The sequence below is a fragment of the Micromonospora sp. NPDC049102 genome (assembly GCF_043197485.1).
GTDB lineage: Bacteria > Actinomycetota > Actinomycetes > Mycobacteriales > Micromonosporaceae > Micromonospora.
In genome coordinates, this window is sequence record NZ_JBICTE010000002.1 from 371,186 (window position 1) to 397,261 (window position 26,076).

The following is a 26,076-nucleotide window of genomic DNA, read 5'->3' on the forward strand; positions in this document are numbered from 1 at the left end:
TCACTCACCGCCGGCTGGCCCGGCCGTGACTGGTGAGCAATTAAAGATGGCGGTGGCAAGTGGGTAGTATTGCTCCTGTTTATCGACGCTGTTTCCCGCGAGTTCGCGCAGGGCTTCGGCCCATTCCTGCTTCTCGGCGACCGTCGGGCGGCCCTTTAGATGCTCGACCGCTTTATCCAGGCCCTCGGTTTCCAGGAGGCGGACCGCTTCCATAACAACTTTCGCGCCGACGACCGCGTCGCCGGACTCGCTGATGAGCTGCACCCGCTGATCGATGGAGACGCCACGACTCTGGCCGTCGAACAACAGTTTCTTTCGGGCCGTAGCATCATCCAGCTCATCCTTGTAGTCGAGCACGTATTCAGCCGTGCTCGGCGCGCCGAGCTCGCCAAACAGCGGGAGGTAACCACGGAAATAGCGGTCGCCCGTGTCTTTTTCGGCGATCGCTGACACTTCCTTACGCGCCTGCGAAGTGTTGAGCTGAGCCCTGAGTTTATTTAGGGCTGTGATCTGCGCGGCTCGGTTCGGCGCGAGTAGTAGCATGGCGACGGCGGGACTGGTCGTGTCCTTGCTCGGCTTTGCGAACCCGGTTGCCGCCGCGAGTAGCTGCCCGGTTGGGTGATGTATCTCTTTTTCGCTCGCGGTGCCGCCGTCGCTAAGACGTATTACCCAGGGATTGTTCAGGCCTTCTGGAATGCGACGCATGATGCTGAAGCCGAACTCCTCGGACAGGCCCGCGAGTGAACCGTCAACTAGCGCCTCGGTAACCACGACAAATCGCTGCTTGTTGAGGGCGAACAGTTGGGCCAGACGTCGAAGTTTGGCTATGTTGTCGGCCGGCGCGCGCTCACCTAAACGGCCACCCAGGAAGATGACCGGGGCGTCCGACTCGTCGGTGAGCCTGCGAAGTACCGTCGCCAGTGAAAGTGACGGTTCAGGGCCGACCCAGTAGAGGCGGTTGTTTTCACTCCCCGCGCGACTGCCCGGCGGCAACCCCATGTCGGTAGTCAGTGGGCGGTCGTCGACGCCGTGGTGTGCCGGTGCCTTGGACGCCGTCACCTGGCCGCTGATTACGGCGGGGCGTCCGTCGCCGTCGGTGCTGGCCTGCCAGGGCCTGACAAGGGAAGAGTCCGACCCTTCCCTGAAGTGGTCTACGAGCGTCTGGAGAGGGTTCCTCGACTTGTCCTTCGATTGAAAATCCCGCCAAACAGCAAAGATTGCATCGTACGTGTGGTCTGGAAGACCAGCTGAGCTCAGCGCGTGGTTCACCTCGTCGAATAGTTGCCGCTGCCTAGGGGTGAACCTGACCGGTCGATCGGCCACCCGACGTTCCGCAGTAGCCGCTTCACCGCGATAGCTGAGTGGATGCGTGGGCAGTTGCCCAAGTGCCGCTTCGATCGTCTCACTGTTCAGTAGAGGTCCGACGGAGGTCGTCGGGCCGGCCGGGCTGGTGAGCTGCCAGCCGTTCGCGCTATACCATCCGTGACCCGGGTGAAACTCGAGCGGCCCTGATTCTGCCGCTGGCGCGGACCTGCGGATGACCGCTAGCTTTCTCCCGAAGAGCGCTTCGTCGATTTCTGAACTTCGCCCCAGGACGACAATCACCGCGTTCGCGGGAGTCACATCATCAAGAATGAGATTCAGTGTGTGATTAAGTCCGGTGAAGGTGTTGCCATTTTCGTCGTCCGACACAAGGCCGATCAGCGGACGACCGGAGGCTTTGGCGAATTCTTCGATGCGATACCACTCGTCCGTGCGCCGGGCGGGGCCGAACAGGTGTAATCCGGCTTTGAGTAATCCCTGGTCGATCCCGCTCCCGCTGGACGTGAGTCGGGTATGTCCGTTGTCGTAATGCTCACGGATCAACTGGTCCATGAATTGCGTCACGGACGTCGGGTCGAAGTGTTTAACAAAAAGACGTTGATCGATTAAATCAATGTCGGCAGCTTCCTTGGTGAGGTCGTCGAGCTCCTCCTGTTGAAGACGACTTGTGGTGTCGGGCGTCCAGTCTGTGTAGGCGGGCACGTCCACGGTGATCCGTGTGAGTTCGCCTTCAGGGGCGAAGCTCAGGGCGCCACCCGGCTCGGCGTTCACACCCGGCCAGTAGCTGGGTGCTGCTTCTGAAACCGGTTGTAGCCCCCGGTTCAGATAATCCAGGGCTGAGAAGCCAGGCTGCCGTGACGTTTGGTGCTCGTACTCTGGGCCGGCACGGTAGTCACCGTGGATTGGCACGGTTGCGAACTTGACGAACGTTTCCTCGCCCGGTCCGTGGAGCTCACGATATCGCAGGTCGAATCTCGCAGCACGCAGGCCCTCGATCCCATCGATTGCCTCCTGGGACCTCTTGACAAATGCATCCTCGATGAATCGGTGATCGAACTCGAGGTAGTCGTGCAATTGAAGGGGCAACCTGTCCCGGATGTCGCCCATGGCGCTGCGGGACCTGACCCCCAGAATGTGCTCCGGCGGGGGCTCGCCTTCATAGACAGCGCTTTGAGCGAACGCCGCTGCGTGGGCGTAGAGCAAGGCGGCGTAGCCAGCCAACCGCCGCGCGTCCCGATCTTGGGCGATGTGCTCGATGATTCCCTCGCCGCCCGATGGTGTCAGCTTGACCATTTGCTCGCCGAGCTCGCGCCAGACGACGAATCGGGCGGCCAACTCGTCGCCGAACTCCAGAGCATCGCCTAGATGACGTCTCGCGGCTGGTCGCGTTGTAAGGAACGACACGTGCTTCAGGAGGTCATACAGCCCGCCGATGCTCACCTGCGCCTCACGCACCGCCGTGCGGTCGTGCTCGGCTGTGCCGATGGCAGGTCTGTCCTGCCCGGTAGGGTGATGCACACCGCTCGGTTGCGCCGGTGTTGCGACTAAATGTGCTGGCTCAGGTGGATCGAAATGGTTGAGGAGCTGCGCGACGGGGTCCTGCGGTCGGCCCGGCTGCCGTCTCTCCTCCAGAGCTACCAACATGGCGTCATAGGTCTGGGTTGGACGTCCGCGCCTGGTCAGCTCGCCGTTCACCTGGTCGAAGAGTTCATGATGTCCGGAAGTGGGCTGATCCCTCGCCACGAATTTGAGGGCCAGACCACGGACCGCCGCCTCAGGGATCAGCGGGTCGAGTCGATCGATGAGCGGAGGGTTTACGGCCAGAAACGCGTTCAGCTCGTCGGGCGAGACCGCTAGGTGGTTCTGTTTCAACCAACTTTCCAGTGAATCCGCGACGGTCTGACTCTGCGTTGCATGATCCTGCCGGCCACCGGCTGATTTAGGAAAATCTATTTGTGCTGCCGGGCCCGCCGCAGCGAAGGGTAGGCCAGCGAAAAACGCTCGCGCCATCCCTGGCCGGCTCAAGTCCACCTGAGCGAGGCCGCCATTACGAGCGAGTCGCAGCCGGAGGCGCTCAACCTGCGGAAGTTCGGTTTTGATTCCTGCCGGCGTCAGGAAGATCGGTGGCTCGTCGGAAACGGGACGAAGGGCGATGAACACCCGCTGGTCTGCCAGTAGCACCTCTGTAACGGCACCTGGATGGAGAAGGGTTAGCTGACGATGGGACATCGGCTCTTCGCTCCAACGCGTGGCTGCCCACTGGCTGCCGGCGAGCAGATGGAAGAATCTCGCTGCCAACTCGGTGTGTCCGCTGGTAACCGGAGCGAGATTTCGTAGAGCTGTCCGGACCAGTTCCGTCACCTGGCCGGCATTCGTCACCTGGCCGGCATCCGTCACCTGGCCGGCGTTCGGGCTGGCGTTAGACATAGTGCGGTCGGTCTGCGGTTGCAGCCAGACGAAGCCCGCTCGATGGTCCTCGGACGTTGCCAGGCGGGTGCCGGGCGCAGCTGACGCCCCGGCGGCGCGGCTGTGCAGCTTGACGGTGATGGCATTCGAATCGGCGCGGCGCTCAGCCAATAGCCGCCAGACCTTGGGCATGAGTGCCTGGGCGATGGCATTTGCTCGATCCCAGCCGGTATTCCATGCCTGCCCCGCCGCCCCGCCGTTGCCGCCACCCTCGATCTGTAGCTCTAGCGGTCCGGCTGCGTCGAAGACATCGACGATACGTTGGGCCAGGCCGCTGATCCCACGCAGTTCGATCTGCCTAAGACCGTGGTGCCGGCGGGTGAAGTTGAGGCGTGCCGGCGGGAACACACGTGTGAGGTCTGCACGCATAAACGCGGTCCTCGGATTCGCCTCGTGGCGAATCCGCGTTACGGCGTCCCTCGCAGCGGCCCTGCCCTTGAATTCGACAGTGGAACTCCGCGCATCGCGAGGCTGCGCCGCGAATTCCAGAAAGTCGGAGGGTCCGTCTATGAAAGCCGGCGTATCGTAGAGCTGAGTTGCGAATTCTGCGCCGGCTATCTCGGTGAGCTCCGCCCGTTCGCGAAGCATGTCGACGAGGCTTTTATGGTGACCTTCGTCGCTGTCGGACCGCACCTCCAGGTTGGCGAGCGGCAGCGTTCCAGTGCGGATGGCGAAAATGTCCGGAGGAAGTTTATCAGCTTCTGCGCGGGTGAGTCGTTCGCCAACGATTCCTTCAGTGAGAAAATCCATCACAGCGGCATCAGGTATTTGTTCTTCCTGTCCTCCGATGCCCCTGATGCCTACTTTCTCGATCTCCTCGATCGCCCGGCTGGACCTACTCCGAAACGCGTACTCGATGAATGTCTGATCGAATTCGAGATATTCCTGTACTTCGACGGGTAGCCAGGATCGAATTTCGGGCATGGCGGTTCGGGAAGAAGCAGCCAGGTAGTCATCAGGTGGACTCTGACCCGCCCGGGCAGCACTATGCGCGTAGGCGGCCGCATGGGAGTAGAGAAGCGCGGCATAGCCGGCCAACTCCGACCCTGCCCGATCCTCGACAAGGTGTTTCATGAATTCCTCGTCGTCCCACGGAGTCATGCGCAATGCGTCGGGACCGAACTCGCGCCACACGAATAATCTGGCTTTCAGTTCGTTTCCGAGTAACAGGCCATCTTCTAGATGTCGAGCTGCCGCCTTTCGCCGCGCTCCGCTCTGGACCTTTTGGAGGAAGGGATAAAGCCCCTGCGTGCTCACCTCCATTTCCAAGGTGGACCGCGTGCCGTTCGCGGCTGGTCCGAAATATTGACCGATGAGCGCGTCCTCGCCCAGGGGGGTGACTTCGTGTCCAGCTTGGGGCGGGAATAGTCTCGTCAGGGGTGTGGGCCGAAGGGTGTGTCCAGGACGGATCGTCAGCTCTGCTATGGTTTTTTCTATCGACTCCAGGGCGTTGGCTGCAATGGTCGAATCGGTGTAATGATACGAGCCGTCCCGGAGGGTCCGCAGATTTGAGCTAACGAATTTGATTTTTGGGAGGCGAAATTTTCCAGAATTCGAAAATTGAACGACGATCTCAAATCCGGACGTGGGGTGTCGTACCAGGAGTGCACCATCCTCGACGTCTTTTGCTCGCCCTGAGGTGTTGAACAGGATTCCGTTGGGGAACGTGGCGGTTACGGCGGATCCCGCGTACTTAAGGTTGGTGGGCGGATCAAGGAGTGTCCGCACCTCTGGGGACGATTGGACCGCGTCGGCGAGGGGAACGCGGCCCCCCGCGGCGTCCGCGATCAGTACGCGCAGCGCCACCCCGCCCTCGGTCGGGTCGGCACCCGCTGTTCGCTCTCCGGGGCCAGCCACCGGAATGACCCTCGGGCTATCGCGCGTGGGTAGGTCCGCCCACCGCAGCTCGCCGTTGGCCAGCTTGTACATCGCAACCGCGTGGCCATTCCCGCGGGCCCGATCGACGAGGAGGAAGGCTGTGCTTCCCGGTTTCAGCGGAGCCAGCGCCGCGGTGATCGATTCGACGGAGTCCACCCTCTGCCACCTGGTGGGAGCGGAGAATTCGATCTCGCCACGCCAGGTGCCGACGCGTGCGTCGTCCATCGTCTCCCTGGCCCGCACGCCGGAAGGGAAGAGGCTGTCCCGGAGACGGTGCAGGAACACGGTGCACGCATTCGGGTCGTTCTTCGGGTCGAGCGAATCAGTGATGTCTTGAACTAGATCCTGCAGCTCAGACACGTTCATCGCCGCGCGGGGAGGGGCGCTCAGCCAACTGGTGGATCGGGGAATGCGCTCGATCGCGGCAGCCCTCGCCGTGGCGGGCTTCACCACTACCGCGTCGGCGCCGTAACCGGCGAACTGCTCGACCCGCTGATCCAGAAGGTTGAACGTCGGGTTGCGAACGAGGACCGGCAGACCGAGCTTGTCCGCGCGATCGACCGCTGTAGCCCAGTCGAGTGTGGGCTCCGGCGGCACGTACACCGTTCGGTCGATCACGCTCGACGGTGTGCCACGCAGGACTTGATCGACAACCCCAGCATCGAGGACGGCAGTGTCGATATGGAACTGGTGTATGTCCGAGAGTTGCGGAGCGTGCCACACCTGGTCCGGTATGGCAGTGTCACCCAAGCCTAGCCACTGACCGGACGGCAGATAGGTGGTGAGCCATTCGACACAATCTGCTTCGGCAATCTCCGGCATCTTATCTCCCGTGCCTACGTCAGATCGCAATCACGATGGGGAAAATCCGTCAGTTGTGAACAGGGCGCTAAGCTGATTCCACGTGTGCTCAGACCACGTCGTTGCGGAGCACCAGCACGGCGATGTCGTCCCGGGGTGGCTCGACCGAGAAGTTGATCGTGGCGGCGCGCAGGCGCGCGGCGACCACGTCGGCGGAGTAGCCGGCCAGCGGTGCTGCCGCGTCCCGCAGCCGGTCGGTGCCGAACAGCTCCCGGCCGCGCCGCCGCTCGGTGACCCCGTCGGTATAGAAGATCAGCGAGTCGCCCGGAGTGAGCGTGATCTCCGTCGTCGGTGAGGTGATCGTGTCGAGCAGCCCCAGCGCAGTGCCCCCGGCGCCGACGAACCGGGCACCGCCTCCATTGGCCAGCAGCACCGGCCGGTCGTGCCCGGCCAGGTGCAGCGAGACGTCGAGGTGGTTGCCGTCGCCCGGCCCGACCGCCGCCAGGGCCAACGTGCAGTATCGGCCGCCGCCCCGCTCGACAAGCGTCTCGTTGAGGCGGGCCAGCGCCTCCGGCAGCGGCTTGCCGTCGCCGACCAGCACCCGGATCACGTCGCGTACCAGCCCGGTGACCGCCGCCGCCTGGACGCCCTTACCCGAGACGTCGCCGATCACCACGAGCCAGCGCCCGTCGGGCAGCGGCACCACGTCGTAGAAGTCGCCACCCACCTCGGCGTCGTCGCCGGTGGGCACGTACTCGGCGGCGAACCCGATGCCCTCCACCACCGGCAGGACGGGCGGCAGCAGGGACTGTTGGAGCGTCTGCGCGACCCGTCGGCGCTCGGCGTGGATCCGGGCGTTCTCGATCGCCAGCGCGGCCCGCCGCGCGACGTCCTCCAGGACGGCCACCTCGTCCGGGTCGTGCCGGTGCCGCTGGTGCCGGCCCACCGCGAGGGTGCCGAGCCGCTGCCCGCGCGCGATCAGTGGGACCGCGAAGCCTTCCATCGGCCCGCCGAGCGGGATCTGCGCCGCGCTGCGGGACGCCTCGCGCAGCCGGGCCTGGATGGAATCGGGGCCGGTCTCCGCCAGCACCCGGTGCAGGTGGGGCAGCACCGACTCGTCGGCGTGGCTGGCCGCCGCGAGCCGCAGCCGACCCCACTCGTCGGTGGTGTGCACGGCGCACCACTGGCCCAGCCGGGGCACCACCAACTGCGGGATCAGCGCCATCGTCAGCTCGACGTCCAGCGACTGGGCCAGCAGCTCGCTCGCCTCGGCGAGGAACGTCAGCCACGCCTGCCGGCGGACGTCCGCCCGACGCAGCCGGTCGTTCTCCAGGTGCAGCGACAGCCGCTCGGCGGTGAGCACCGCGAGCGGCCGGGCGTACGCCGACGGCGCGGCGTCCAGCTCCAACTCCCCGGTGTACGGGCGGTGCACCGTCAGCGGCACCCGCAGCAGCTCGCTGTCGGGGCGGGGCTGCCGACCGAACCGGGCCAACAACTGTCGGCCCTGCCCGTCGCCCCGGTCCAGGCGTACCGCTCCACCGGCCGCGCCGACCATCTCGGCGACCCGGTTGAGCAGGCTGGTGGCGAAGTCGGGCAGCGGGTCGTCCGCGTACATGTCGGGGGCGGTCTGCATGAGCTCGCTCATCGCGCCGGCGCTCGGCGCCGAGCCGTCGACGGCCCCGGGGTTGCCCGCCATCGACGTGCCGCCCGCGCTGGCGCCGGCCCCCGGCTCGGTCCCGGCCCGGTCCAGGCGGAACCAGACGCCTTTGCCGGTCGGCAGGTACGTGGTGCCCCAGCGGCTGGCGAAGTGGTCGACGAGCAGCAGCCCGCGACCGCGCTCGGAGACCTCGTCGATCTCGCTCGTGTCGTTGCGGGTGCCGACGGTCAGCTCGTCGTTGCCGGAGCTGGGCGCGAAGTCGGAGACGGTCACGGAGAGTCCGACACCGTCCGCCACGACCTCGATGTCCAGTTCGGTGCCGGCGTGCTCGACGGCGTTGGTGGTCAGCTCGGTGGTGAGCAGCAGAGCCTCGTTGACCAGGTCGTCGAGGTGGGCCTCGGCGAGGACCGAGCGGACGACCGCCCGGGCGGCGGCGGGCGTACGCCGATCGGCGGGCAGGCGGACGCGCCGGACGGCCCCGTCCCGGGCCCCGGCCGTCGCGGGCCCCGCCTCGGCTGACACCCCCGTATCCTCCACCGTCGCCCCGCCGGGTGCCAAGCCGATCCGTGATCGACGGGGCGCGGAGCCGCTCGGCGCTACCGTGTGGTGACCAGTGCGTGCGGCACAGCGTCGTGACGCGTGACGAGCGCCACTCGACGAGGTCTGTGTCGGGTTGGCACCCGGCGCGAGGATCGCCGGGCCGACCGGGCCCGATCGGCGGGTCGCGCACCCTGGCACTACGGCCGGCGCGGGCACAATATGGGGTGCCGGTGTGTCTGTACGGGCACGGACCCCCCCAGGTGAGCGAGGCATCATGACCACGGCGAAGCAGTCGTACGCGGATCCGTCCGCGCCCGACCAGGACGCGCTTCTCGGTGAGCTGACCGAGGCGCTGCGACGGGTTCGTCGCGGTGATCTGAAAGTCCGGTTGCCCCGCCGCGCCGGTAAGGCCGGTGAGGTGGCGGACGCCTTCAACGAGGTGGTCTCGCTCCAGGAGCGGCAGTACCTGGACCTGCGGCGGATCAGCCGGATCGTCGGTCGGGACGGCCGACTCACCGAACGACTGGACGACGAGGGGCTGGACGGCTCCTGGGCGGAGGGGCAGCGGGCGATCAACTCGCTGATCGACGACCTGGGTCGGCCGACGACCGAGATCGCCCGGGTCATCGTGGCGGTCGCCGACGGCGACCTGTCCCAGCACATGGCGCTGGAGATCGACGGTCGGCCGCTGCGCGGTGAGTACCTGCGCATCGGCCGCACCGTGAACACGATGGTCGACCAGTTGTCGTCGTTCTCCAACGAGGTGACCCGGGTGGCCCGTGAGGTGGGCACCGAGGGCAAGTTGGGTGGCCAGGCCGACGTGCGGGGTGTCGCCGGCACGTGGAAGGACCTCACCGACTCGGTCAACACGATGGCGTCCAACCTGACCGGCCAGGTGCGGTCGATCTCGCAGGTCGCGACGGCGGTGGCCAAGGGCGACCTGTCGCAGAAGATCACGGTCAGCGCGCGCGGTGAGGTGGCCGAGTTGGCCGCCACGATGAACTACCTCACGGACACGCTGCGGCTCTTCGCCGAGCAGGTGACGCGGGTGGCCCGTGAGGTGGGCACCGAGGGCAAGTTGGGTGGCCAGGCCGAGGTGCCGAACGTGGCGGGCACCTGGAAGGACCTGACCGACAGCGTCAACTCGATGGCGTCGAACCTGACCGCCCAGGTCCGCAACATCGCGCAGGTCTCGACGGCGGTGGCCCGCGGTGACCTGTCGCAGAAGATCACCGTGGCGGCGCAGGGCGAGATCCTGGAGCTGAAGGACACCGTCAACACGATGGTGGACCAGCTCTCGTCGTTCGCCGACGAGGTGACGCGGGTGGCCCGCGAGGTGGGCATCGAGGGCAAGCTGGGCGGTCAGGCACAGGTACGCGGCGTCTCGGGCACCTGGCGTGACCTCACCGAGAACGTCAACCAGTTGGCCGGCAACCTGACCAGCCAGGTCCGGAACATCTCCCAGGTCTCGACGGCGGTGGCCCGCGGTGACCTGTCGCAGAAGATCACCGTGGACGCCCAGGGCGAGATCCTGGAGCTGAAGAACACCGTCAACACGATGGTGGACCAGCTCTCGTCGTTCGCCGACGAGGTGACGCGGGTCGCGCGCGAGGTGGGCACCGAGGGCAACCTGGGCGGGCAGGCGCAGGTCAAGGGCGTGTCCGGTACGTGGCGGGACCTGACCGACAACGTCAACTCGATGGCGTCGAACCTGACCAGTCAGGTCCGCAACATCGCCTCGGTGACCACGGCGGTGGCGAAGGGTGACCTGTCGCAGAAGATCACTGTGGACGCGCGGGGCGAGATCCTGGAGTTGAAGTCGACTGTCAACACGATGGTCGACCAGTTGTCGTCGTTCGCCGACGAGGTGACGCGGGTGGCCCGCGAGGTGGGTACCGAGGGCAAGCTCGGTGGTCAGGCGCAGGTACGTGGCGTCGCCGGCACCTGGCGCGACCTGACCGACAACGTGAACTCGATGGCGTCGAACCTGACCGCCCAGGTCCGCAACATCGCCCAGGTCTCGACGGCGGTGGCGAAGGGTGACCTGTCGCAGAAGATCACTGTGGACGCGCGGGGCGAGATCCTGGAGCTGAAGTCGACTGTCAACACGATGGTGGACCAGTTGTCGTCGTTCGCCGACGAGGTGACGCGGGTGGCCCGCGAGGTGGGTACCGAGGGCAAGCTCGGTGGTCAGGCGCAGGTGAAGGGCGTGTCCGGTACGTGGCGGGACCTGACCGACAACGTGAACTCGATGGCGTCCAACCTGACCAGCCAGGTCCGCAACATCGCCTCGGTGACGACGGCGGTGGCGAAGGGCGACCTGAGCCAGAAGATCACCGTGGACGCCCAGGGCGAGATCCTGGAGCTGAAGTCGACTGTCAACACGATGGTGGACCAGCTCTCGTCGTTCGCCGACGAGGTGACCCGGGTGGCCCGCGAGGTCGGTATCGAGGGCAAGCTGGGTGGTCAGGCGCAGGTCAAGGGCGTCTCCGGCACCTGGCGGGACCTGACCGAGAACGTCAACCAGCTCGCCTCGACGTTGACCACCCAGCTGCGGGCCATCGCCCAGGTGTCCACCTCGGTGACCCGGGGCGACCTGACCCAGCGGATCGCGGTCAAGGCGCAGGGCGAGGTCGCCGAGCTGAAGGACAACATCAACCAGATGATCGTCACCCTCCGGGAGACGACCAAGAAGAACGCCGAGCAGGGCTGGTTGGACTCCAACCTGGCCCGCATCGGTGGCCTGTTGCAGGGTCAGCGTGACCTCGGCGAGGTCTGCCGCATGATCATGACGGAGGTGACTCCGCTGGTCGACGCCCAGCTCGGCGCGTTCTTCCTCGCCGACGACACCGACGGCAGCATGCGGCTGCGGTTGACCTCGTCGTACGGCTATGTGGCGCGGGGGCACGACGTGACCTTCGGGCCGGGCGAGGGGCTGGTCGGGCAGACCGCCCTCTCGCGCCGGACGATCCGGGTCAGCGCCCCGCCGAACAGCCGCCTCACGCTGCGCTCCGGCCTGGCCGAGACCCCGCCGACCGACCTGGTGGTGCTCCCCGTGCTGTTCGAGGGGGAGCTGCTCGGGGTGATCGAGTTCGCCAGCGTGTCCGCCTTCTCCGAGCTGCACCTGTCGTTCCTGGAGCGGCTGGTGCTCACCATCGGCATCGCCGTCAACACCATCCAGGCCAACCGGCGTACGGAGGAGCTGCTGGCCCAGTCGCAGCGGCTGGCCCACGAGATGCAGGAGCAGTCGGCGGAGTTGCAGCGCACCAACGCCGAACTGGAGGAGAAGGCCACCCTGCTCTCCGAGCAGAAGGGCAACATCGAGACCAAGAACCGGGAGATCGAGCTGGCCCGTCTCGGGCTGGAGGAGAAGGCGCAGCAGCTCACCCGGGCGTCGGCGTACAAGTCGGAGTTCCTGGCCAACATGAGCCACGAGCTGCGTACGCCGTTGAACTCGTTGCTCCTGCTGGCCCGCCTGCTCGCGGAGAACTCGGAGCAGAACCTCAGCCCGAAGCAGATCGAGTTCGCCCGGACCATCCACGGCTCGGGCTCGGATCTGTTGCGCCTGATCGACGACATCCTCGACCTGTCCAAGATCGAGGCGGGTCGGATGGACGTCGAGCCCACCGAGATCCGCTTCACCGAGCTGCGCGGGTTCGTCGAGCAGGCGTTCGCGCCGCAGGCCGAGGAGAAGAACCTCGACTTCCAGGTACGCGTGAGCAAGGACCTGCCGCCGGCGCTGGTGACCGACGCGCAGCGGTTGCAGCAGATCCTGCGCAACCTGCTCTCCAACGCGGTGAAGTTCACCGACAACGGCGCGGTGACCCTGCGGATCGCCCCGGCGGCGGAGAACGCGGTGTTCGACGTGCCCGCGCTGACGAACGCCCAGCAGGTGATCGCGTTCACGGTCATCGACACCGGGATCGGCATCTCCGACGACAAGTTGTCGATCATCTTCGAGGCGTTCCAGCAGGCGGACGGCACGACCAGCCGTCGCTACGGCGGCACCGGACTGGGCCTGTCGATCAGCCGCGACCTGGCGCGCCTGATCGGTGGCACCATCACGGTCTCGTCGGCGCCCGGTCAGGGTTCGACGTTCACGTTGTTCGTGCCGCAGGTCCTCGCCCCGGACGCGGTGGTCGCACCGCAGCCGCCGTCGCCACAGCGCGCCGGGCTGCCGTCGTCACTGCTCATGCCGCCGCTGGAGCTGTTGCCGGAGCGGCCGGAGGCACCGGCCATGCGCCAGTTGGACGGTGCCACCGTGCTGATCGTGGACGACGACGTCCGCAACGTCTTCGCTCTGACCAGCGCGTTGGAGCTGCACGGCATGACCGTGCTGTACTCGGACAACGGGGCGGACGGCGTCCGCCTGCTGGCCGAGCACCCGGAGGTGGACATCGTGCTGATGGACGCCATGATGCCGGACCAGGACGGATACGAGACGACCCGCCAGATCCGGCGTAACCATCGGTTCGCCGACCTTCCCGTGGTCTTCCTGACCGCGAAGGCGATGCCGGGTGACCGCGAGTCGGCGCTCGCCGCCGGTGGGAGCGACTACATCACCAAGCCGGTCGACCTGGACGACCTGATCGAGCTGATGTCGTCCTGGATCAGTGGCAGCCGCACCGAGGAGACTTCGTGACCCAGATGGCCAAGGCGCTGCTCGTGGACGACCGCCGGGAGAACCTGATGGCCCTGGAGGCGATCCTCCAGGGTCTGCCGGTCCAGTCGGTGGCCGTGGAGAGCGGCGAGGCGGCTCTCAAGCAGCTGCTGGTGGACGACTTCGCGGTGATCCTGCTGGACGCGCAGATGCCGGACATGGACGGCTTCGAGACGGCCAGCCACATCAAGCGCCGGGAGCGCACCCGGCACGTGCCGATCATCTTCCTCACCGCCGCCGACCGGGACGCCCAGCTCGCCCTTCGGGGCTACCAGGTGGGTGCCGTCGACTACCTGACCAAGCCGTTCGACCCGTGGGTGCTGCGGGCCAAGGTGTCGGTCTTCGTCGAGCTGTGGGTCAAGACCCGGCAGTTGGCCGCCCAGTCGGACCTGGTGCGGGAGCGCGACGCGCAGTGGCGGCGACTCACCGACGCGGTGGACGAGGCCACCACCCTGCTGCGTTCCGACGACCTTGCGGCGCGGGACCGTGCGGTGGAGCTGCTGGAGCAGGTCCGCTGGGGCAGCTCAGCCTGACGGGGCGGCTGCGCTCTCACCGGGGCGCAGGTGGCCGGTCTGGGCCCGGCGGACGCGCCACCGCTCGCCCAGTGAGTCGATCTCTTCCTGCACGAAGGTGAAGAAGTCGCGCATCTCGGCCACCCGTTCGCCGGCCGGCGTGTGCGGGCCGTCGAGGGCCGCCACGCCGCCCTCGGCCACGTCGATGAACGTCTTGTAGATCGCGGTCTTCGTGATGGTTCCCTCGTACCAGGGATTCTCCGGCATCCCGTAACGATCGCGGCGGGAGCGGGGGACCGGCTCGCGGACCAGCATGCCGAACTGGGTGAGATAGCGGACCGCGCCGCTGACCGCCGCCGCGCTGACCCCGAGTCGTTCGCCGATCTCGGCAGCCGTCAGCGGGTCGTCCGCGCTCATCACGGTGAACAGCACCCGGGCGGCCATCCGCGGGAAGCCGACTTCGGCGAACGTGAGGGCCATCCGTTCGACGAAGAGGTGCACCGGGTCGTGGCCGTCGGCGGCTGCCATCTCTGGTCCCTCCTGCGCGTCTCGTGGGCACCGATGGTGCCTCGAATATCACAGTCTTCACAACTTTGTGAAACGAGTGTAGCTTCCGATACATGGAGACTCCGATTGAGGTGTCCGGCCTGGTCAAGACCTTCGGTCAGGTCCGGGCGCTGGACGGTCTGGACCTGACCGTCCGCGCCGGCGAGGTGCACGGCTTCCTCGGCCCGAACGGCGCCGGCAAGTCGACGGCCATCCGGGCGCTGCTCGGCCTGCTGCGGACGGACGCGGGGGCCGTCCGCCTGCTCGGCGGCGATCCGTGGCGCGACGCGGTGGCCCTGCACCGACGGCTGGCGTACGTGCCGGGCGACGTGACGCTCTGGCCCAACCTCTCCGGCGGAGAGGTCATCGACCTGCTCGGCCGGATGCGCGGCGGCCTCGACCCGGCCCGCCGGGCCGAACTGCTCGACTCCTTCGAGCTGGACCCCCGCAAGAAGGGCCGGACGTACTCCAAGGGCAACCGGCAGAAGGTCGGCCTGGTGGCCGCCCTCGCGTCGGACGCCGAACTCCTCATCCTGGACGAGCCGACCTCCGGCCTGGACCCCCTCATGGAAGAGGTCTTCCAACACTGGGTACGCCGGGCGAAGGCCGACGGCCGCACCGTGCTGCTCTCCAGCCACATCCTGGCCGAGGTGGAGGCGCTCTGCGACCGGGTGACGATCATCCGCAACGGGCGGGACGTGGAGACCGGCACCCTCAGCGAGCTGCGGCACCTGCGGCGTACCTCCATCGAGGCCGAGCTGACCGGCCCGGTCGACGGGCTGGCGCAGCTCACCGGCGTGCACGACCTGCGGGTGGACGGGCAGCGGGTGCGCTTCGACGTGGAGGACGCCGCGCTGGACGTCGCGCTGCGTCGGCTCACCGAGATCGGCGTACGCAGCCTGGTCAGCCAACCGCCGACGCTGGAGGAGCTGTTCCTGCGGCACTACCAGGCCGAGCAGGTGCGCTCATGACCGCGATCACCGGCACCCGGCACCTGGTGCGGCTGATCCTGCGCCGGGACCGGATCGTGCTGCCGATCTGGATCCTGCTGCTGGCCGTGCTCCCAGCCAGCTATGCCAGCGTGTACACCGGCCTCTACCCGACCGAAGCCGAGCGGGCCGCCTACCTGGCCGGTACGGCGAGCAACCCGTCGATCGTGGCGCTGCTCGGCCCGGTCTACGGCGACAGCATCGGCGCGCTCACCGTCCAGCGGGCCGGCCTGTTCGCGTTGGTCGCCGCCCTGGCGAGCGTGCTGACGGTGGTACGGCACACCCGTACCGAGGAGGAGGCCGGCCGGCGGGAGCTGCTCGGCGCGACGGTCCTCGGCCGGTACGCCGGGCTGACCGCGGCGCTGCTCGTCACGTACGCCGCGAATGTGCTGCTCGGCCTGCTCATCGCCGGTGGCCTGGTCGCCGCGGGTCTGCCGGGGGCGGGTTCGTTGCTCTTCGGCGCCGGCGTCGCCCTGACCGGCATCGCGTTCGCCACGGTCGGCGGCCTGGCGGCGCAGCTCACCCAGAGCGCCAGCGGGGCGCGCGGCATCGGTCTGGGCGTGCTCGGGTTGGCGTTCGCGCTGCGGCTTGGCGGCGACGCCGGAGGGTCCGGTGGCAGTGGCGGCAGCGCCGAGTGGTTGAGCTGGATCTCTCCGCTCGGCTGGGCGCCCCGGGCGCGTTCCTTCGCCGGTGAACGCTGGTGGGTGCTGCTGCTGCCGGTGCTGTTCAGCGTGGTGGTGGCGCTCGTCGCGTACCCCGTCTCGGTGCGTCGCGACGTGGGCGCCGGCCTGCTGCCACCCCGGCTCGGCCCGGCCACCGCGGGCGGCGGGCTGACCGGCCCGCTCGGCCTGGCCTGGCGGCTGCACCGTGGCCAGTTGCTCGGCTGGACCGTCGGCTTCGGGCTGCTCGGTCTGGTGTTGGGTGGCGCGGCGGACGCGGCCGGCGACGCCGTGCAGGGCAACGAGCAGATGGCCGAGCTCCTGGAACGGCTGGGTGGCTCGTCGACACTGGCGGAGGCGTACCTCGGCAGCACGTTGAGCCTGACCGCGCTGGCCGCCGCCGGTTACGGCATCCAGGCCGCGCTGCGGGCGCGGGCGGAGGAGACCGCCGGCCGGGCCGAACCGTTGCTCGCCACGGCGGTGAGCAGATCCCGCTGGCTGGCGGCGCATCTGCTCTTCGCGCTGCTCGGCCCGGTGGTGGTGCTGGCCGTGACAGGGGTGGCGACAGGACTGTCGTACGGCCTCAGCGTCGGTGACGTCGGCGGTGAGGTGCCCCGGCTGCTCGGCGTGGGTCTGGCCCAGGTGCCGGCGGCGTGGGTGCTCGCCGGAGTGGCGGCGCTGCTGGTGGGCTGGCTGCCCCGGTTCTCGTGGGCTGCCTGGGCGGTGCTCGCCGGCTGTCTGCTGCTGGGTCAGCTCGGCGCGGTGCTGGAGCTGAGCCAGTGGGTGCTGGACGTCTCCCCGTTCGCCCACACCCCGCAGGTGCTGAGCGACAACTGGACAGCAACCCCCCTGGCCGCCCTGACGGCGGTGTCGGCCGCCCTCCTGACCCTGGCCCTGCGCGCCTTCAACTCCCGAGACGTCCCCACCCCCTGAAGACCGGTGATCACCTGCCGAAACGCGTTGATCATGAAGTTATTGCCGACAAATGGGACGAATTTTGGCAATAACTTCATGATCAACGCCTGGGGGCGGGCGCGCTGGCAGGGGAACTGTCAGCCGGTGGGTTGGTCGTTGCGGATCATCAGAGCGCTGCGCAGGCCGGTGATGTCCAGGACCCGGATGAGGAAGTCGCCCACGTGGGTCAGCATCAGCAGGCTCTGCGCGTGGCTGGCCTTGCGGCTGAGTACGACGAGGGTGCCCAGGCCCTGCGAGTCGCAGAAGGTGACGCCGCCGAGGTCGAGGATGATCTTCGGGGGTGGGTCGGCCAGCACCTCGTTGACGACGGTGGAGAGCTGGGCCGCCGTGAGCATGTCGATCTCACCGGCCAGGCGCAGCACTGCTTCGTCGCCCGTCCGGTGTAGCGTGATGGACAGTTCGGCACGATCCACCCGGTCAGCCTAGCGCGATCCCGCCGACCCGGCCTGTCGAGGCGGTGAGCCGCCTCTCAGCCGGCCCGATCGGGCACCGAAGCCAGGTGAGCCCGGTAACCCCAACCCGGGGCGGCTGCCGGTTGGGCGTCCGGCGCTGACACAATGGCGACATCGTGACCGACATCGTTTCCGCCGGATCTGGCCGCTACCCGGCCGACGCGCCGGCCTCCGAGGCCCTGTTCGACCGCGCCCGCGCCATCGTGCCGGGCGGGGTCAACTCTCCCGTGCGCGCCTTCCAGGCGGTCGGCGGCACCCCACGTTTCATGGTCCGTGGCGAGGGCCCGTGGCTGTACGACGCCGACGGTCGCCGCTACGTCGACCTGGTGTGCTCCTGGGGACCGCTGATCCTCGGGCACGCCCACCCGGAGGTGGTGGACGCCGTGCAGACGGCTGCCGCCCGGGGCACCAGCTTCGGCACGCCCACCCCGGGTGAGGTGGAGTTGGCCGCGGAGCTTGTCGACCGGACCCCGATGGAGCAGGTCCGCCTGGTCAACTCCGGCACCGAAGCCACCATGTCGGCGATCCGGCTGGCGCGGGGCTTCACCGGCCGCTCCAAGATCGTCAAGTTCGCGGGTTGCTACCACGGGCACGTCGACGCGCTGCTCGCCTCCGCCGGCTCCGGCGTGGCGACCCTCGGCCTGCCCGACTCGCCAGGTGTCACCGGCGCGGCGGCCAGCGAGACGATCGTCCTGCCGTACAACGACATCCGGGCCGTCGAGGAGGCGTTCGCCGCCGAGGGGCCGCACATCGCCGCCGTGATCACCGAGGCTGCCGCCGGCAACATGGGCGTGGTCGCGCCCCGCGACGGCTTCAACCAGCAGCTCGCCCGGATCGCGCACGCGCACGGCGCACTGCTCGTCGTGGACGAGGTGATGACCGGGTTCCGGGTCTCCCGCGCCGGGTGGCACGGCCTCGACGCCTCCGACGCGGACCTGTGGACGTACGGCAAGGTCATGGGTGGTGGCCTGCCCGCCGCGGCGTTCGGCGGGCGCGCGGACATCATGGCGCGTCTCGCGCCGGCCGGCCCGGTCTACCAGGCCGGCACGCTGTCCGGTAACCCGCTGGCCTGCGCCGCCGGTCTGGCGACCCTGCGGCTCGCCGACGACGCGCTCTACCGCAAGCTCGACGACACGGCCGCCGTCGTGGGCAAGCTCGCGTCCGACGCGCTGGCCGCCGCCGGGGTCCCGCACCATTTGTCGTACGCGGGCAGCATGTTCTCCATCTTCTTCACCGACGCCGACGTGGTCGACTACGACAGCGCGCGCACCCAGCAGGTGCCGGCGTTCAAGGCGTTCTTCCACGCGATGCTCGCCGCCGGCGTCTACCTGCCGCCGAGCGCGTTCGAGTCGTGGTTCGTGTCGGCGGCGATCGACGACGCCGCTCTGGAGCACATCGCCGCCGCGCTGCCGACGGCGGCGAACGCGGCTGCGGCGGCTGGTCACGGGGGGTAACAAACAGTGGCGAAGACGGTGGTCCACGTGCTCCGGCACGGCGAGGTGCACAACCCCGACCAGATCCTGTACGGGCGGCTGCCCGGTTTCCGCCTCTCCGAGCTGGGCGTGCAGATGGCCAAGGCCGCCGCGGCGGGCCTCGCCGACCGGGAGATCGTGCACGTCGTGGCGAGCCCGTTGGAGCGCGCCCAGCAGACCGCCGAGCCGATCGCCGCCCAGTTCGGGCTGCCGGTCGGGGTGGACGAGCGGCTGATCGAGAGCGCGAACTGGTTCGAGGGCAAGAAGGTCTCCCCGGGCGACGGGTCCTTCCGCGACCCGCGCAACTGGTGGGTGCTGCGCGACCCGGTGACGCCGTCCTGGGGCGAGGCGTACCGGGTGATCGCCGAGCGGATGTTCGCCGCCGTGCACGCCGCCCGGGTCGCCGCCGAGGGCCGCGAGGCAGTGCTCGTGTCGCACCAGCTCCCGATCTGGACGCTGCGCCGCCACGTCGAGCGCAAGCGGCTCTGGCACGACCCGCGCAAGCGCCAGTGCGGGCTGGCGAGCCTCACCTCGTTCCACTTCGACGGCGCGAAGGTGGTGGGCATCGGCTACAGCGAGCCGGCCGCGCACCTCGTCGCTCTCTCCGCTACCGCCCGGACGGCCAAGGGGGCCTGATGACCGCCCGGAGGTGGACCGCCGGTCTGCTCGCCGCCGTCGCCACGGTGGCGCTGGTCGGCTGTACGGCGTCGAAGAGCCAGGAGAAGACCTGCTCGACCACCTCCGACGGCATCATCGAATGCGCGCCGGACCAGCGCTCCGCGCCTCCGAAGCTCGCCGGTGAGCTGCTCACCGGCGGCACCTACGACGTCGGCGAGGCCCGCGGCCAGGTTGTCGTCGTCAACTTCTGGGGCTCCTGGTGCCCGCCCTGCCGGGCCGAGGCCGACGACCTGGAATCGGTTTACCAGGCCACCAAGGGTTCCGGCGTGAGCTTCCTCGGCGTCAACGTGCAGGATTCGCGGGACAAGGCCAAGGCGTTCGAGCAGGGACGGGTCACCTATCCGAGCCTGTTCGACCCGCCGAGCAAGCTGGCGCTGGCCCTGGACATCCCGCCGAACACCGTCCCGGCGACAGTCGTGCTCGACCGGGAGGGCCGGGTCGCCGTGGTGATCCGGGCGGCGGTCACGCAGGAGGGCCTGCGACCGATCGTCGAGCGGATCGCGGCCGAGAAGCCGGCGTCGAACTGATGGGCGAGACGTTCGAGGAGCTGGCCCGGAGCGGGCCGCTGGTGCTCGCCATCGGCGCGGCGGCGCTCGCCGGCCTGGTCAGCTTCCTCTCCCCGTGCGTGCTCCCACTCGTCCCCGGCTACCTGTCGTACGTCACCGGTCTGGCCGGGGCGGACCTCGAGGGCCGGCGGCCTGCGGCGACGCCGGCACCCGACGGCGCTGAGGCGGGCGGCGGGGTCGCGCTGCGTGAGCGGACGGCACCGGCGGCGGCGGTCAAGGGCCGGGTGCTCGCCGGGACGCTGCTCTTCGTCGCCGGGTTCACAGTGGTCTTCGTCGCCACCGCGATCCTGTTCGCCGGCATCGGGCGGGTCTTCTTCGACTACGAGCGGCAACTGGAGATCGTCGTCGGCGCGTTGATCATCGTGCTCGGCCTGGGCTACCTCGGGATGATCCCCGCGCTGCAACGCGAGTTCCGGATCTCCCGGCTGCCGGCCGCCGGTCTGCTCGGCGCGCCGGTCTTCGGCGCGGTCTTCGCGCTCAGTTGGGTGCCGTGCACCGGCCCGACGCTCGGTGCGGTGATGGGCATGGCCACCGCCAGCGGGCAGAGCGACCGCGCCGTGGTGCTCGCCGTGGCGTACTGCCTCGGGTTGGGGATACCGTTCGTCGTCTTCGGGCTGGGCTTCCAGCGCCTGCTCGGGGTGTTCCGCGCCATCCGGCGCAACAGCCGTTGGGTCACCCGGATCGGCGGCGCGCTGCTCATCCTGATCGGCCTTGCGCTGGTCACCGGCGGATGGCAGAGCTTCGTGATCTGGCTGCAGACCACCGTCGGGGTGGGCGAGGTGAGCATATGACGGTCGTCGACGAGCGGCCGGAGGCCGAGGCCCCGGCGCCCCGCCGCCGGCCCAACCGGCTGCTGGCCCTGCTGCGCAACTCGTGGCGGCAGCTCACCAGCATGCGTACGGCGCTGATCCTGCTCTTCCTGTTGGCGATCGCCGCGATCCCCGGCTCGGTGCTGCCGCAGCGGGGGATCAGCCCGGAGAAGGTCAACCAGTACTTCGTCGACCACCCGGACTGGGCCCCCCGGCTGGACCGGATCGGCGCGTTCGAGGTCTTCGGCTCGGTCTGGTTCTCAGCCATCTACCTGCTGCTGTTCACGTCACTGATCGGCTGCATCACGCCCCGGCTGCGCGACCACTTCCGGGCGCTGCGGTCCCGCCCACCCGTCGCGCCGAAGCGGATGGAGCGGCTGCCGCAGCACACCGTGCTGCCGGCGTCGGCCGGTGGCGTGGACGCCGTCGCCGCGGTGCTGCGCAAGCGCCGCTGGCGGGTCGAGGTACGCGGCGACGAGGTCTCCGCCGAGAAGGGCTACCTCAAGGAGACCGGCAACCTGCTGTTCCACACCTCGCTGATCGCGGTGCTGATCGGCGTCGCGCTCGGCTCGTGGTACGGGTGGAGCGGCAACCGCCTGCTGGTGGCGGGCGCGGACAACGCGTTCTGCAACACCCGCCAGCAGTACGCCGAGGCGAAGCTCGGCCCCCGCGTGGACAGCAACGACCTGCCCCGCTTCTGCCTGCGGTTGGACGACTTCCAGGCCCGGTTCCTGCCGTCCGGCCAGCCGGAGTTCTTCAACGCCCGGGTCACCGTCGACGGCCCCGACGAGCCGACCCGCAGCGCGGACTTCTCGGTGAACGCGCCGCTGCGCCTCGCCGACGCGAGCGTCTACCTGCTCGGCCACGGGTACGCACCGGTCATCCGCTACACCGACCGGTACGGCAACAGCCAGGTCAGTGACGAGCCCTTCCTGACCACCGGAGACATGGGCCTGACCAGCGAGGGGCTGGCGGCCTTCCCGGACGCGAACGTCGACCCGGCCACCGGCAGGCGGGTACCGGGCGAGCAGGTGGCGTTCACCGGCATCTACCTGCCCACCGCGCCGCAGCAGGCCCCGTTCGTCCGCTCCGAGTACCCCACCGAGCGCAACCCGGCCCTGAACCTGGTCGCCTACCGGGGCAACCTCGGCATGGACGCCGGCATCCCCGGCTCGGTCTACCAGCTCGACCAGCGGCAGGTGCGCGCCGGCAAGGTCAAGGAGATCGGCAGCAAGCTGCTCCGCAAGGGCGAGAAGTGGACGCTTGACGACGGCACGACCGTCGAGTTCCTGGGCACCGAGCGGTACGTGACGCTCTCCATCCGGCACGATCCCGGCTCGACGCCGTTGCTGGTGAGCTGCGGTGTCCTGCTGGTCGGGCTGATGGGCTCGCTGTTCGGGCGGCGTCGCCGGGTCTGGTTCCGGTTGCTGCCGGCCGACCCCGCGAATGGATCTCCGACGGACGGTAGTAGCTTGGTGGAGGCCGGTGGGTTGCCGCGCACCGACTATCCAGGGTTCGCCGACGAGTTCGCCCAGTTGATCGCCGCTGTGAACGGTGACGAACGGGCGGCTGAGCGGGCCGGTGTGCGAGAAGGGACCGAGTGATGTCCGCGCTCTCCGACAATCTGGTGACCTTCGCGATCCTGACGTACCTGATCGCGATGATCAGCCACGCCGTCGAGTACGCGTTGGGCAACGCGCGTGCCCGGGTGGCCGTGGCGTCGCCCGCCCGCGAGCTGGTCGGCGCGGGGGTCGGCGGTGCCGGCGGTGTGGCCGACGAGCCGCCCGCTCCGGTCCCGCCGTCTGTGGGCGGCTCGGCGCGCCGGGCGCGTCTCGCCGGGCTGGTCGCGGTGGGCACCACTGCGCTCGCCGCCGTGCTGCACCTCGCGGCGCTGGTCACCCGCGGTCTCGCGGCGGACCGCATGCCGTGGGGCAACATGTACGAGTTCGTGCTCACGGTGACGTTCATCGGGGTCGCGGCCTGGCTGGTGGTGCTCTGGAAGCGGCCGTCGCTGCGCAAGCTCGGGCTGTTCCTCACTCTCGTCATGGTGCTGCTGGTGGCCACCGCCGAGTTGGTCCTCTACGTGCCGATCGTGCCGCTGGTGCCGGCCCTGAACTCGTACTGGTTCGTCATCCACGTCTCGACGATCGTCTTCGCGTCCGGCATCTTCCTGCTCGGCGCGGTGCCGGCCGTCGGCTTCCTCATGCGCAACGGCTACGAGGAGGGCAAGCGGAGCTTCCCTTACACCTTGGCGAAGCGGCTGCCCGGGGCGGTCAGTCTGGAGCGGCTGACCTTCGCGCTGCACGCGTTCGCCTTTCCGATCTTCACGTTCGCGGTGATCGCCGGCGCGATCTGGGCCGAGGCGGCCTGGGGTCGGCCGTGGGGCTGGGACCCGAAGGAGACCTGGGCCTTCATCTCCTGGGTGGTCTACGCCGGCTACCTGCACGCGCGGGCCACTCCCAGCGTGAAGCGGAACGTGGCCACCTGGATCGCGGTGCTCGGCTTCCTCACCATGCTGATGAACCTGTTCGGCGTGAACATCTTCTTCACCGGCCTGCACTCATACGGTGGGCTGAACTGAACTGCAGTTGGCAAATGTAGAACTACACTTCTTAGAAGTGTAGTTCTACATTCTGTGGGGATGTGACCGTGGAATTCGCCAAGCCAGCGGAGATCTTCGACCGAGACGTCGAGTGGGCGGAGCTGGTCCGGTTCGCCTCGGATGATCGACAAGGCGCGACGCTGGGCGTGGTCAGCGGCCGCCGCCGGCAGGGTAAGACTCTGCTCCTGTACGAGCTGGCCCGCAGCACCCAGGGCTTCTACTTCGGCGCGACCGAGGCGACGTCGGCGGAGTCGCTCCGTCGCCTGGGGGAAGCGCTCGGCCGGTATACCGCAGCCCCGAGCCCACTGCACCTTGCCGACTGGCCGAGCGCGGTCGACGCGTTGCTCGCGCTGGGCCGGGACCGCCCGGTCACGGTGGTGATCGACGAGTTCCCGTACCTGGCGCGCGCCAGTCGCGACCTCCCATCGGTCATTCAGCATGCGCTCACCCCGGGCCGGATCGAGCGCACCGGCTCTCGAACTCGCCTGTTGCTGTGCGGTTCGGCGCTCTCGTTCATGGGAGGGCTTCTGGCAGGTTCGGCCCCACTCCGCGGACGGGCCGGGCTGGAGTTGCCCGTTGCGCCGCTTGACTACCGAGCGGCGGCGAGATTCTGGGGGATCGACGATCCGTTGCTCGCAGCCCGGGTGTTCGCGATCGTCGGAGGTACACCCGCCTACCGACGCGAGTACGTCCAGGACGACGCCCCCGACGGGCCAACCGATTTCGACGACTGGGTCGTGCGTGCCGTGCTGAACCCGGCGCGTCCGCTGTTCCGCGAGGCTCGTTACCTGCTGGCCGAGGATCCGGACCTTCGCGACACCGCCCTCTACCACTCGGTGCTCGCGGCGGTCGCCGACGGCAACGGCACCCGAGGTGGAATCGCGGGCTACATCGGTCGTAAGGCCACCGACCTGCAGCATCCACTCACCGTGTTGGAGGACGCCGGTCTCCTCACGAGGGAACCAGACCCCTTGCGCAGTGGCCGGAGCCGGTACCTCATCGCCGAACCCCTCATCAGCTTCTACCAGGCGATCATGCGACCCGCATGGACGGCGTTGGAGCAGCGACGCGGCGCGGACGTCTGGCGTCGATCCCAGCGACGGTACGCGGCAGCGGTGCTGGGGCCGGCCTTCGAAGAGATCGTCCGCCAGTGGGCGCTGCGCTTCGCCGCACCGGACACGCTCGGCGGCATCGTCGCGGAGGCCAGTGCCGCCGTCCTTACCGACCCCGCTAGCCGAACCAGCGTGGAACTCGATCTGGTCGCGTTCGGTGAGCCACCGATGGGCGACAGCCCTCGGCCGCTCCTCGCGATTGGCGAGGTCAAGTGGGGTAGGACATTAGGGATGGTCGACCTGGAGCGGCTCACGAGGGCACGGGATCTCCTCACCAGCCGTCCTGGCCTGGACGCGCGACACGTCCGGCTCGTGCTCGTAAGCGGGTCGGGCTTCACGGACGACCTCCAGCGGCGAGCTGGCGGCGATCAGGATGTCGTCTTGGTCGATCCGGCGCGCCTCTATCAGGGGGGATGACACCCGGGATCACGCCTACCTCCCATCCGGCGGTTCAGACTCGTGGTCAGCGGTGTCGCAGGGTCTCGTCGACCCGCAGGGTGACCTGGTAGGCGACCTCGGGTACGTCGACCAGTTCGATGCGTTCACTGCGCAGCGCCACCTGTGCGTGCAGTTCGCGGGCGATCGCGTCGCGTACCGCGACCAGCAGGGGTGGCAACCCGTCCGGGTCGCCGACGACGTATGCATCCGACACGCCCACCAGCCTGGCGCCGGGTCCGGCTGTTCGACCAGGACGGGTGAGATGTATCCGCAGGGCTTGACGCACGCCGCGCCGCCGCGCCGGCGTCGTCCCGCGGTCTTGATCCACTCCAGGTCGACGATCTGGCGGCATCATTCGCCCTGCAGGGCGCCAGGTCGGCGATCTGGTGTCGATCCTGGTCAGCCGCCGAACCAGCCGGGCACGTCGAGGCGGAACCAGTTGGCCGAGGCCATCGTGCGCAGGTCGTCCTCCAGGGCGGCGACGCGCTCCTCGCCCAAGGCGCCGGCCCACTGCTCGCGCAGCCGGTCGAACACTTCCGCCGAGCGGCGTAGCCCGTTGGCGCCGTGTTCCGTCACCCGGACCAGCCGGCGGCGGGCGTCGGAGGGATCGTCGACCCGTTCCAGGTAGCCGACGGCGACCAGCCGGTCGACCGTCTTGCCGGCGGCCTGCTTGGAGATGCCCAGCCGTTGGCCCAGCTCGGTGGCGGTGGTGCCGTGCACCCCGACGGCCTGCAACACGAAGCCGTGCAAGGGACGCAGCTCGGGGTGCCCCTGCCGGGCCAGTTCGGCGTGCAGGTCGTCGATCAGGGTGCGGAAGCCGGCCAGCAGCAACAGCGGGAGCTGGAAGCCGGGCCGGGCGGGATCAGAGGTTGCCATGTTCGACAACCACATTTACTATTTCGTCAACCACGTTGACCATCTTACGGCGTAGGCCGTGGAAG

Annotated in this window: 17 protein-coding genes; 11 read left to right on the top strand and 6 right to left on the bottom strand. The window is 68.6% G+C overall.

Annotated features, from left to right (window positions below):
- Both ACGFH9_RS04410 and ACGFH9_RS04415 read right to left on the bottom strand, forming a co-directional pair.
- Window positions 1-6,489: a hypothetical protein gene (locus ACGFH9_RS04410; protein ID WP_393215100.1), complete on the bottom strand. Its 6,489-nt coding sequence runs from the start codon at window positions 6,487-6,489 to the stop codon at window positions 1-3.
- An 88-nt stretch (window positions 6,490-6,577) separates the two neighbouring features.
- Window positions 6,578-8,647, bottom strand: coding sequence for a SpoIIE family protein phosphatase (locus tag ACGFH9_RS04415; RefSeq protein WP_393215103.1), 2,070 nt, complete (start codon window positions 8,645-8,647; stop codon window positions 6,578-6,580).
- Window positions 8,648-8,939: 292 nt separating this feature from the next.
- On the opposite strand from ACGFH9_RS04415, the gene ACGFH9_RS04420 reads away from it, so the two are divergent.
- Complete coding sequence (locus ACGFH9_RS04420; RefSeq protein WP_393215106.1) at window positions 8,940-13,307, top strand: HAMP domain-containing protein; 4,368 nt, start codon at window positions 8,940-8,942, stop codon at window positions 13,305-13,307.
- Entirely contained in the window at window positions 13,304-13,858 is a 555-nt protein-coding gene (locus tag ACGFH9_RS04425) for a two-component system response regulator (RefSeq protein WP_393215109.1), read from the top strand. Before ACGFH9_RS04420 ends, ACGFH9_RS04425 begins: the two co-directional genes overlap by 4 nt.
- On the opposite strand, the gene ACGFH9_RS04430 is transcribed toward ACGFH9_RS04425, so the two are convergent.
- Window positions 13,850-14,365: a GbsR/MarR family transcriptional regulator gene (locus ACGFH9_RS04430; protein WP_393215112.1), complete on the bottom strand. Its 516-nt coding sequence runs from the start codon at window positions 14,363-14,365 to the stop codon at window positions 13,850-13,852. The two genes, ACGFH9_RS04425 and ACGFH9_RS04430, sit on opposite strands and share 9 nt — an antisense overlap.
- A 92-nt stretch (window positions 14,366-14,457) precedes the next feature.
- Between ACGFH9_RS04430 and ACGFH9_RS04435 the strand changes: the two genes are divergently transcribed.
- Window positions 14,458-15,354: an ATP-binding cassette domain-containing protein gene (locus ACGFH9_RS04435; protein ID WP_393215115.1), complete on the top strand. Its 897-nt coding sequence runs from the start codon at window positions 14,458-14,460 to the stop codon at window positions 15,352-15,354.
- Complete coding sequence (locus tag ACGFH9_RS04440) at window positions 15,351-16,964, top strand: ABC transporter permease (RefSeq protein WP_393215117.1); 1,614 nt, start codon at window positions 15,351-15,353, stop codon at window positions 16,962-16,964. The genes ACGFH9_RS04435 and ACGFH9_RS04440 overlap by 4 nt, the downstream gene beginning before the upstream one ends.
- A gap of 119 nt (window positions 16,965-17,083) precedes the next feature.
- Here ACGFH9_RS04440 and ACGFH9_RS04445 read toward each other — a convergent pair whose 3' ends face one another.
- Complete coding sequence (locus tag ACGFH9_RS04445) at window positions 17,084-17,419, bottom strand: STAS domain-containing protein (RefSeq protein WP_355004798.1); 336 nt, start codon at window positions 17,417-17,419, stop codon at window positions 17,084-17,086.
- A 155-nt stretch (window positions 17,420-17,574) separates the two neighbouring features.
- Here ACGFH9_RS04445 and hemL point away from each other — a divergent pair, with 155 nt between their 5' ends.
- The 7 genes from hemL to ACGFH9_RS04480 all read left to right on the top strand — a co-directional run bounded on the left by hemL (window position 17,575) and on the right by ACGFH9_RS04480 (window position 25,114).
- Window positions 17,575-18,912: a glutamate-1-semialdehyde 2,1-aminomutase gene (gene hemL, locus ACGFH9_RS04450; protein ID WP_393215120.1), complete on the top strand. Its 1,338-nt coding sequence runs from the start codon at window positions 17,575-17,577 to the stop codon at window positions 18,910-18,912.
- A gap of 6 nt (window positions 18,913-18,918) precedes the next feature.
- On the top strand, window positions 18,919-19,566 hold the full coding sequence (locus ACGFH9_RS04455; RefSeq protein WP_393215123.1) for a histidine phosphatase family protein: 648 nt from the start codon (window positions 18,919-18,921) through the stop codon (window positions 19,564-19,566).
- On the top strand, window positions 19,566-20,135 hold the full coding sequence (locus tag ACGFH9_RS04460; RefSeq protein WP_393215126.1) for a TlpA family protein disulfide reductase: 570 nt from the start codon (window positions 19,566-19,568) through the stop codon (window positions 20,133-20,135). The genes ACGFH9_RS04455 and ACGFH9_RS04460 overlap by 1 nt, the downstream gene beginning before the upstream one ends.
- Window positions 20,135-20,965 (top strand): cytochrome c biogenesis CcdA family protein, encoded by an 831-nt coding sequence (locus ACGFH9_RS04465; RefSeq protein ID WP_393215129.1) that lies wholly within the window; start codon window positions 20,135-20,137, stop codon window positions 20,963-20,965. The genes ACGFH9_RS04460 and ACGFH9_RS04465 overlap by 1 nt, the downstream gene beginning before the upstream one ends.
- On the top strand, window positions 20,962-22,587 hold the full coding sequence (locus ACGFH9_RS04470) for a cytochrome c biogenesis protein ResB (protein WP_393215132.1): 1,626 nt from the start codon (window positions 20,962-20,964) through the stop codon (window positions 22,585-22,587). Before ACGFH9_RS04465 ends, ACGFH9_RS04470 begins: the two co-directional genes overlap by 4 nt.
- Window positions 22,587-23,564, top strand: a complete 978-nt coding sequence (gene ccsB, locus ACGFH9_RS04475) for a c-type cytochrome biogenesis protein CcsB (RefSeq protein WP_393215135.1) — start codon at window positions 22,587-22,589, stop codon at window positions 23,562-23,564. Before ACGFH9_RS04470 ends, ccsB begins: the two co-directional genes overlap by 1 nt.
- 68 nt (window positions 23,565-23,632) lie before the next feature.
- Window positions 23,633-25,114 carry an ATP-binding protein gene (locus ACGFH9_RS04480; RefSeq protein ID WP_393215138.1) on the top strand — a complete coding sequence of 494 codons (1,482 nt, stop codon included), beginning with the start codon at window positions 23,633-23,635 and terminating at the stop codon, window positions 25,112-25,114.
- Window positions 25,115-25,160: 46 nt separating this feature from the next.
- Here ACGFH9_RS04480 and ACGFH9_RS04485 read toward each other — a convergent pair whose 3' ends face one another.
- Together ACGFH9_RS04485 and ACGFH9_RS04490 are read right to left on the bottom strand one after the other, a co-directional pair.
- Complete coding sequence (locus ACGFH9_RS04485) at window positions 25,161-25,349, bottom strand: hypothetical protein (RefSeq protein WP_393215141.1); 189 nt, start codon at window positions 25,347-25,349, stop codon at window positions 25,161-25,163.
- A gap of 185 nt (window positions 25,350-25,534) precedes the next feature.
- Window positions 25,535-26,011: a MarR family winged helix-turn-helix transcriptional regulator gene (locus tag ACGFH9_RS04490; protein ID WP_393215144.1), complete on the bottom strand. Its 477-nt coding sequence runs from the start codon at window positions 26,009-26,011 to the stop codon at window positions 25,535-25,537.
- Between the last annotated feature and the right edge of the window lie 65 nt (window positions 26,012-26,076).

Excerpts from the sequence above, each read along its gene's own strand:
- ccsB (WP_393215135.1), top strand. The coding sequence starts at position 22,587 with ATGTCCGCGCTCTCCGACAATCTGGTGACCTTCGCGATCCTGACGTAC.
- ACGFH9_RS04440 (WP_393215117.1), top strand. The coding sequence starts at position 15,351 with ATGACCGCGATCACCGGCACCCGGCACCTGGTGCGGCTGATCCTGCGC.
- ACGFH9_RS04490 (WP_393215144.1), bottom strand. The coding sequence starts at position 26,011 with ATGGCAACCTCTGATCCCGCCCGGCCCGGCTTCCAGCTCCCGCTGTTG.
- ACGFH9_RS04470 (WP_393215132.1), top strand. The coding sequence starts at position 20,962 with ATGACGGTCGTCGACGAGCGGCCGGAGGCCGAGGCCCCGGCGCCCCGC.
- ACGFH9_RS04410 (WP_393215100.1), bottom strand. The coding sequence starts at position 6,489 with ATGCCGGAGATTGCCGAAGCAGATTGTGTCGAATGGCTCACCACCTAT.
- ACGFH9_RS04465 (WP_393215129.1), top strand. The coding sequence starts at position 20,135 with ATGGGCGAGACGTTCGAGGAGCTGGCCCGGAGCGGGCCGCTGGTGCTC.
- ACGFH9_RS04420 (WP_393215106.1), top strand. The coding sequence starts at position 8,940 with ATGACCACGGCGAAGCAGTCGTACGCGGATCCGTCCGCGCCCGACCAG.
- ACGFH9_RS04460 (WP_393215126.1), top strand. The coding sequence starts at position 19,566 with ATGACCGCCCGGAGGTGGACCGCCGGTCTGCTCGCCGCCGTCGCCACG.
- ACGFH9_RS04435 (WP_393215115.1), top strand. The coding sequence starts at position 14,458 with ATGGAGACTCCGATTGAGGTGTCCGGCCTGGTCAAGACCTTCGGTCAG.
- ACGFH9_RS04430 (WP_393215112.1), bottom strand. The coding sequence starts at position 14,365 with ATGGCAGCCGCCGACGGCCACGACCCGGTGCACCTCTTCGTCGAACGG.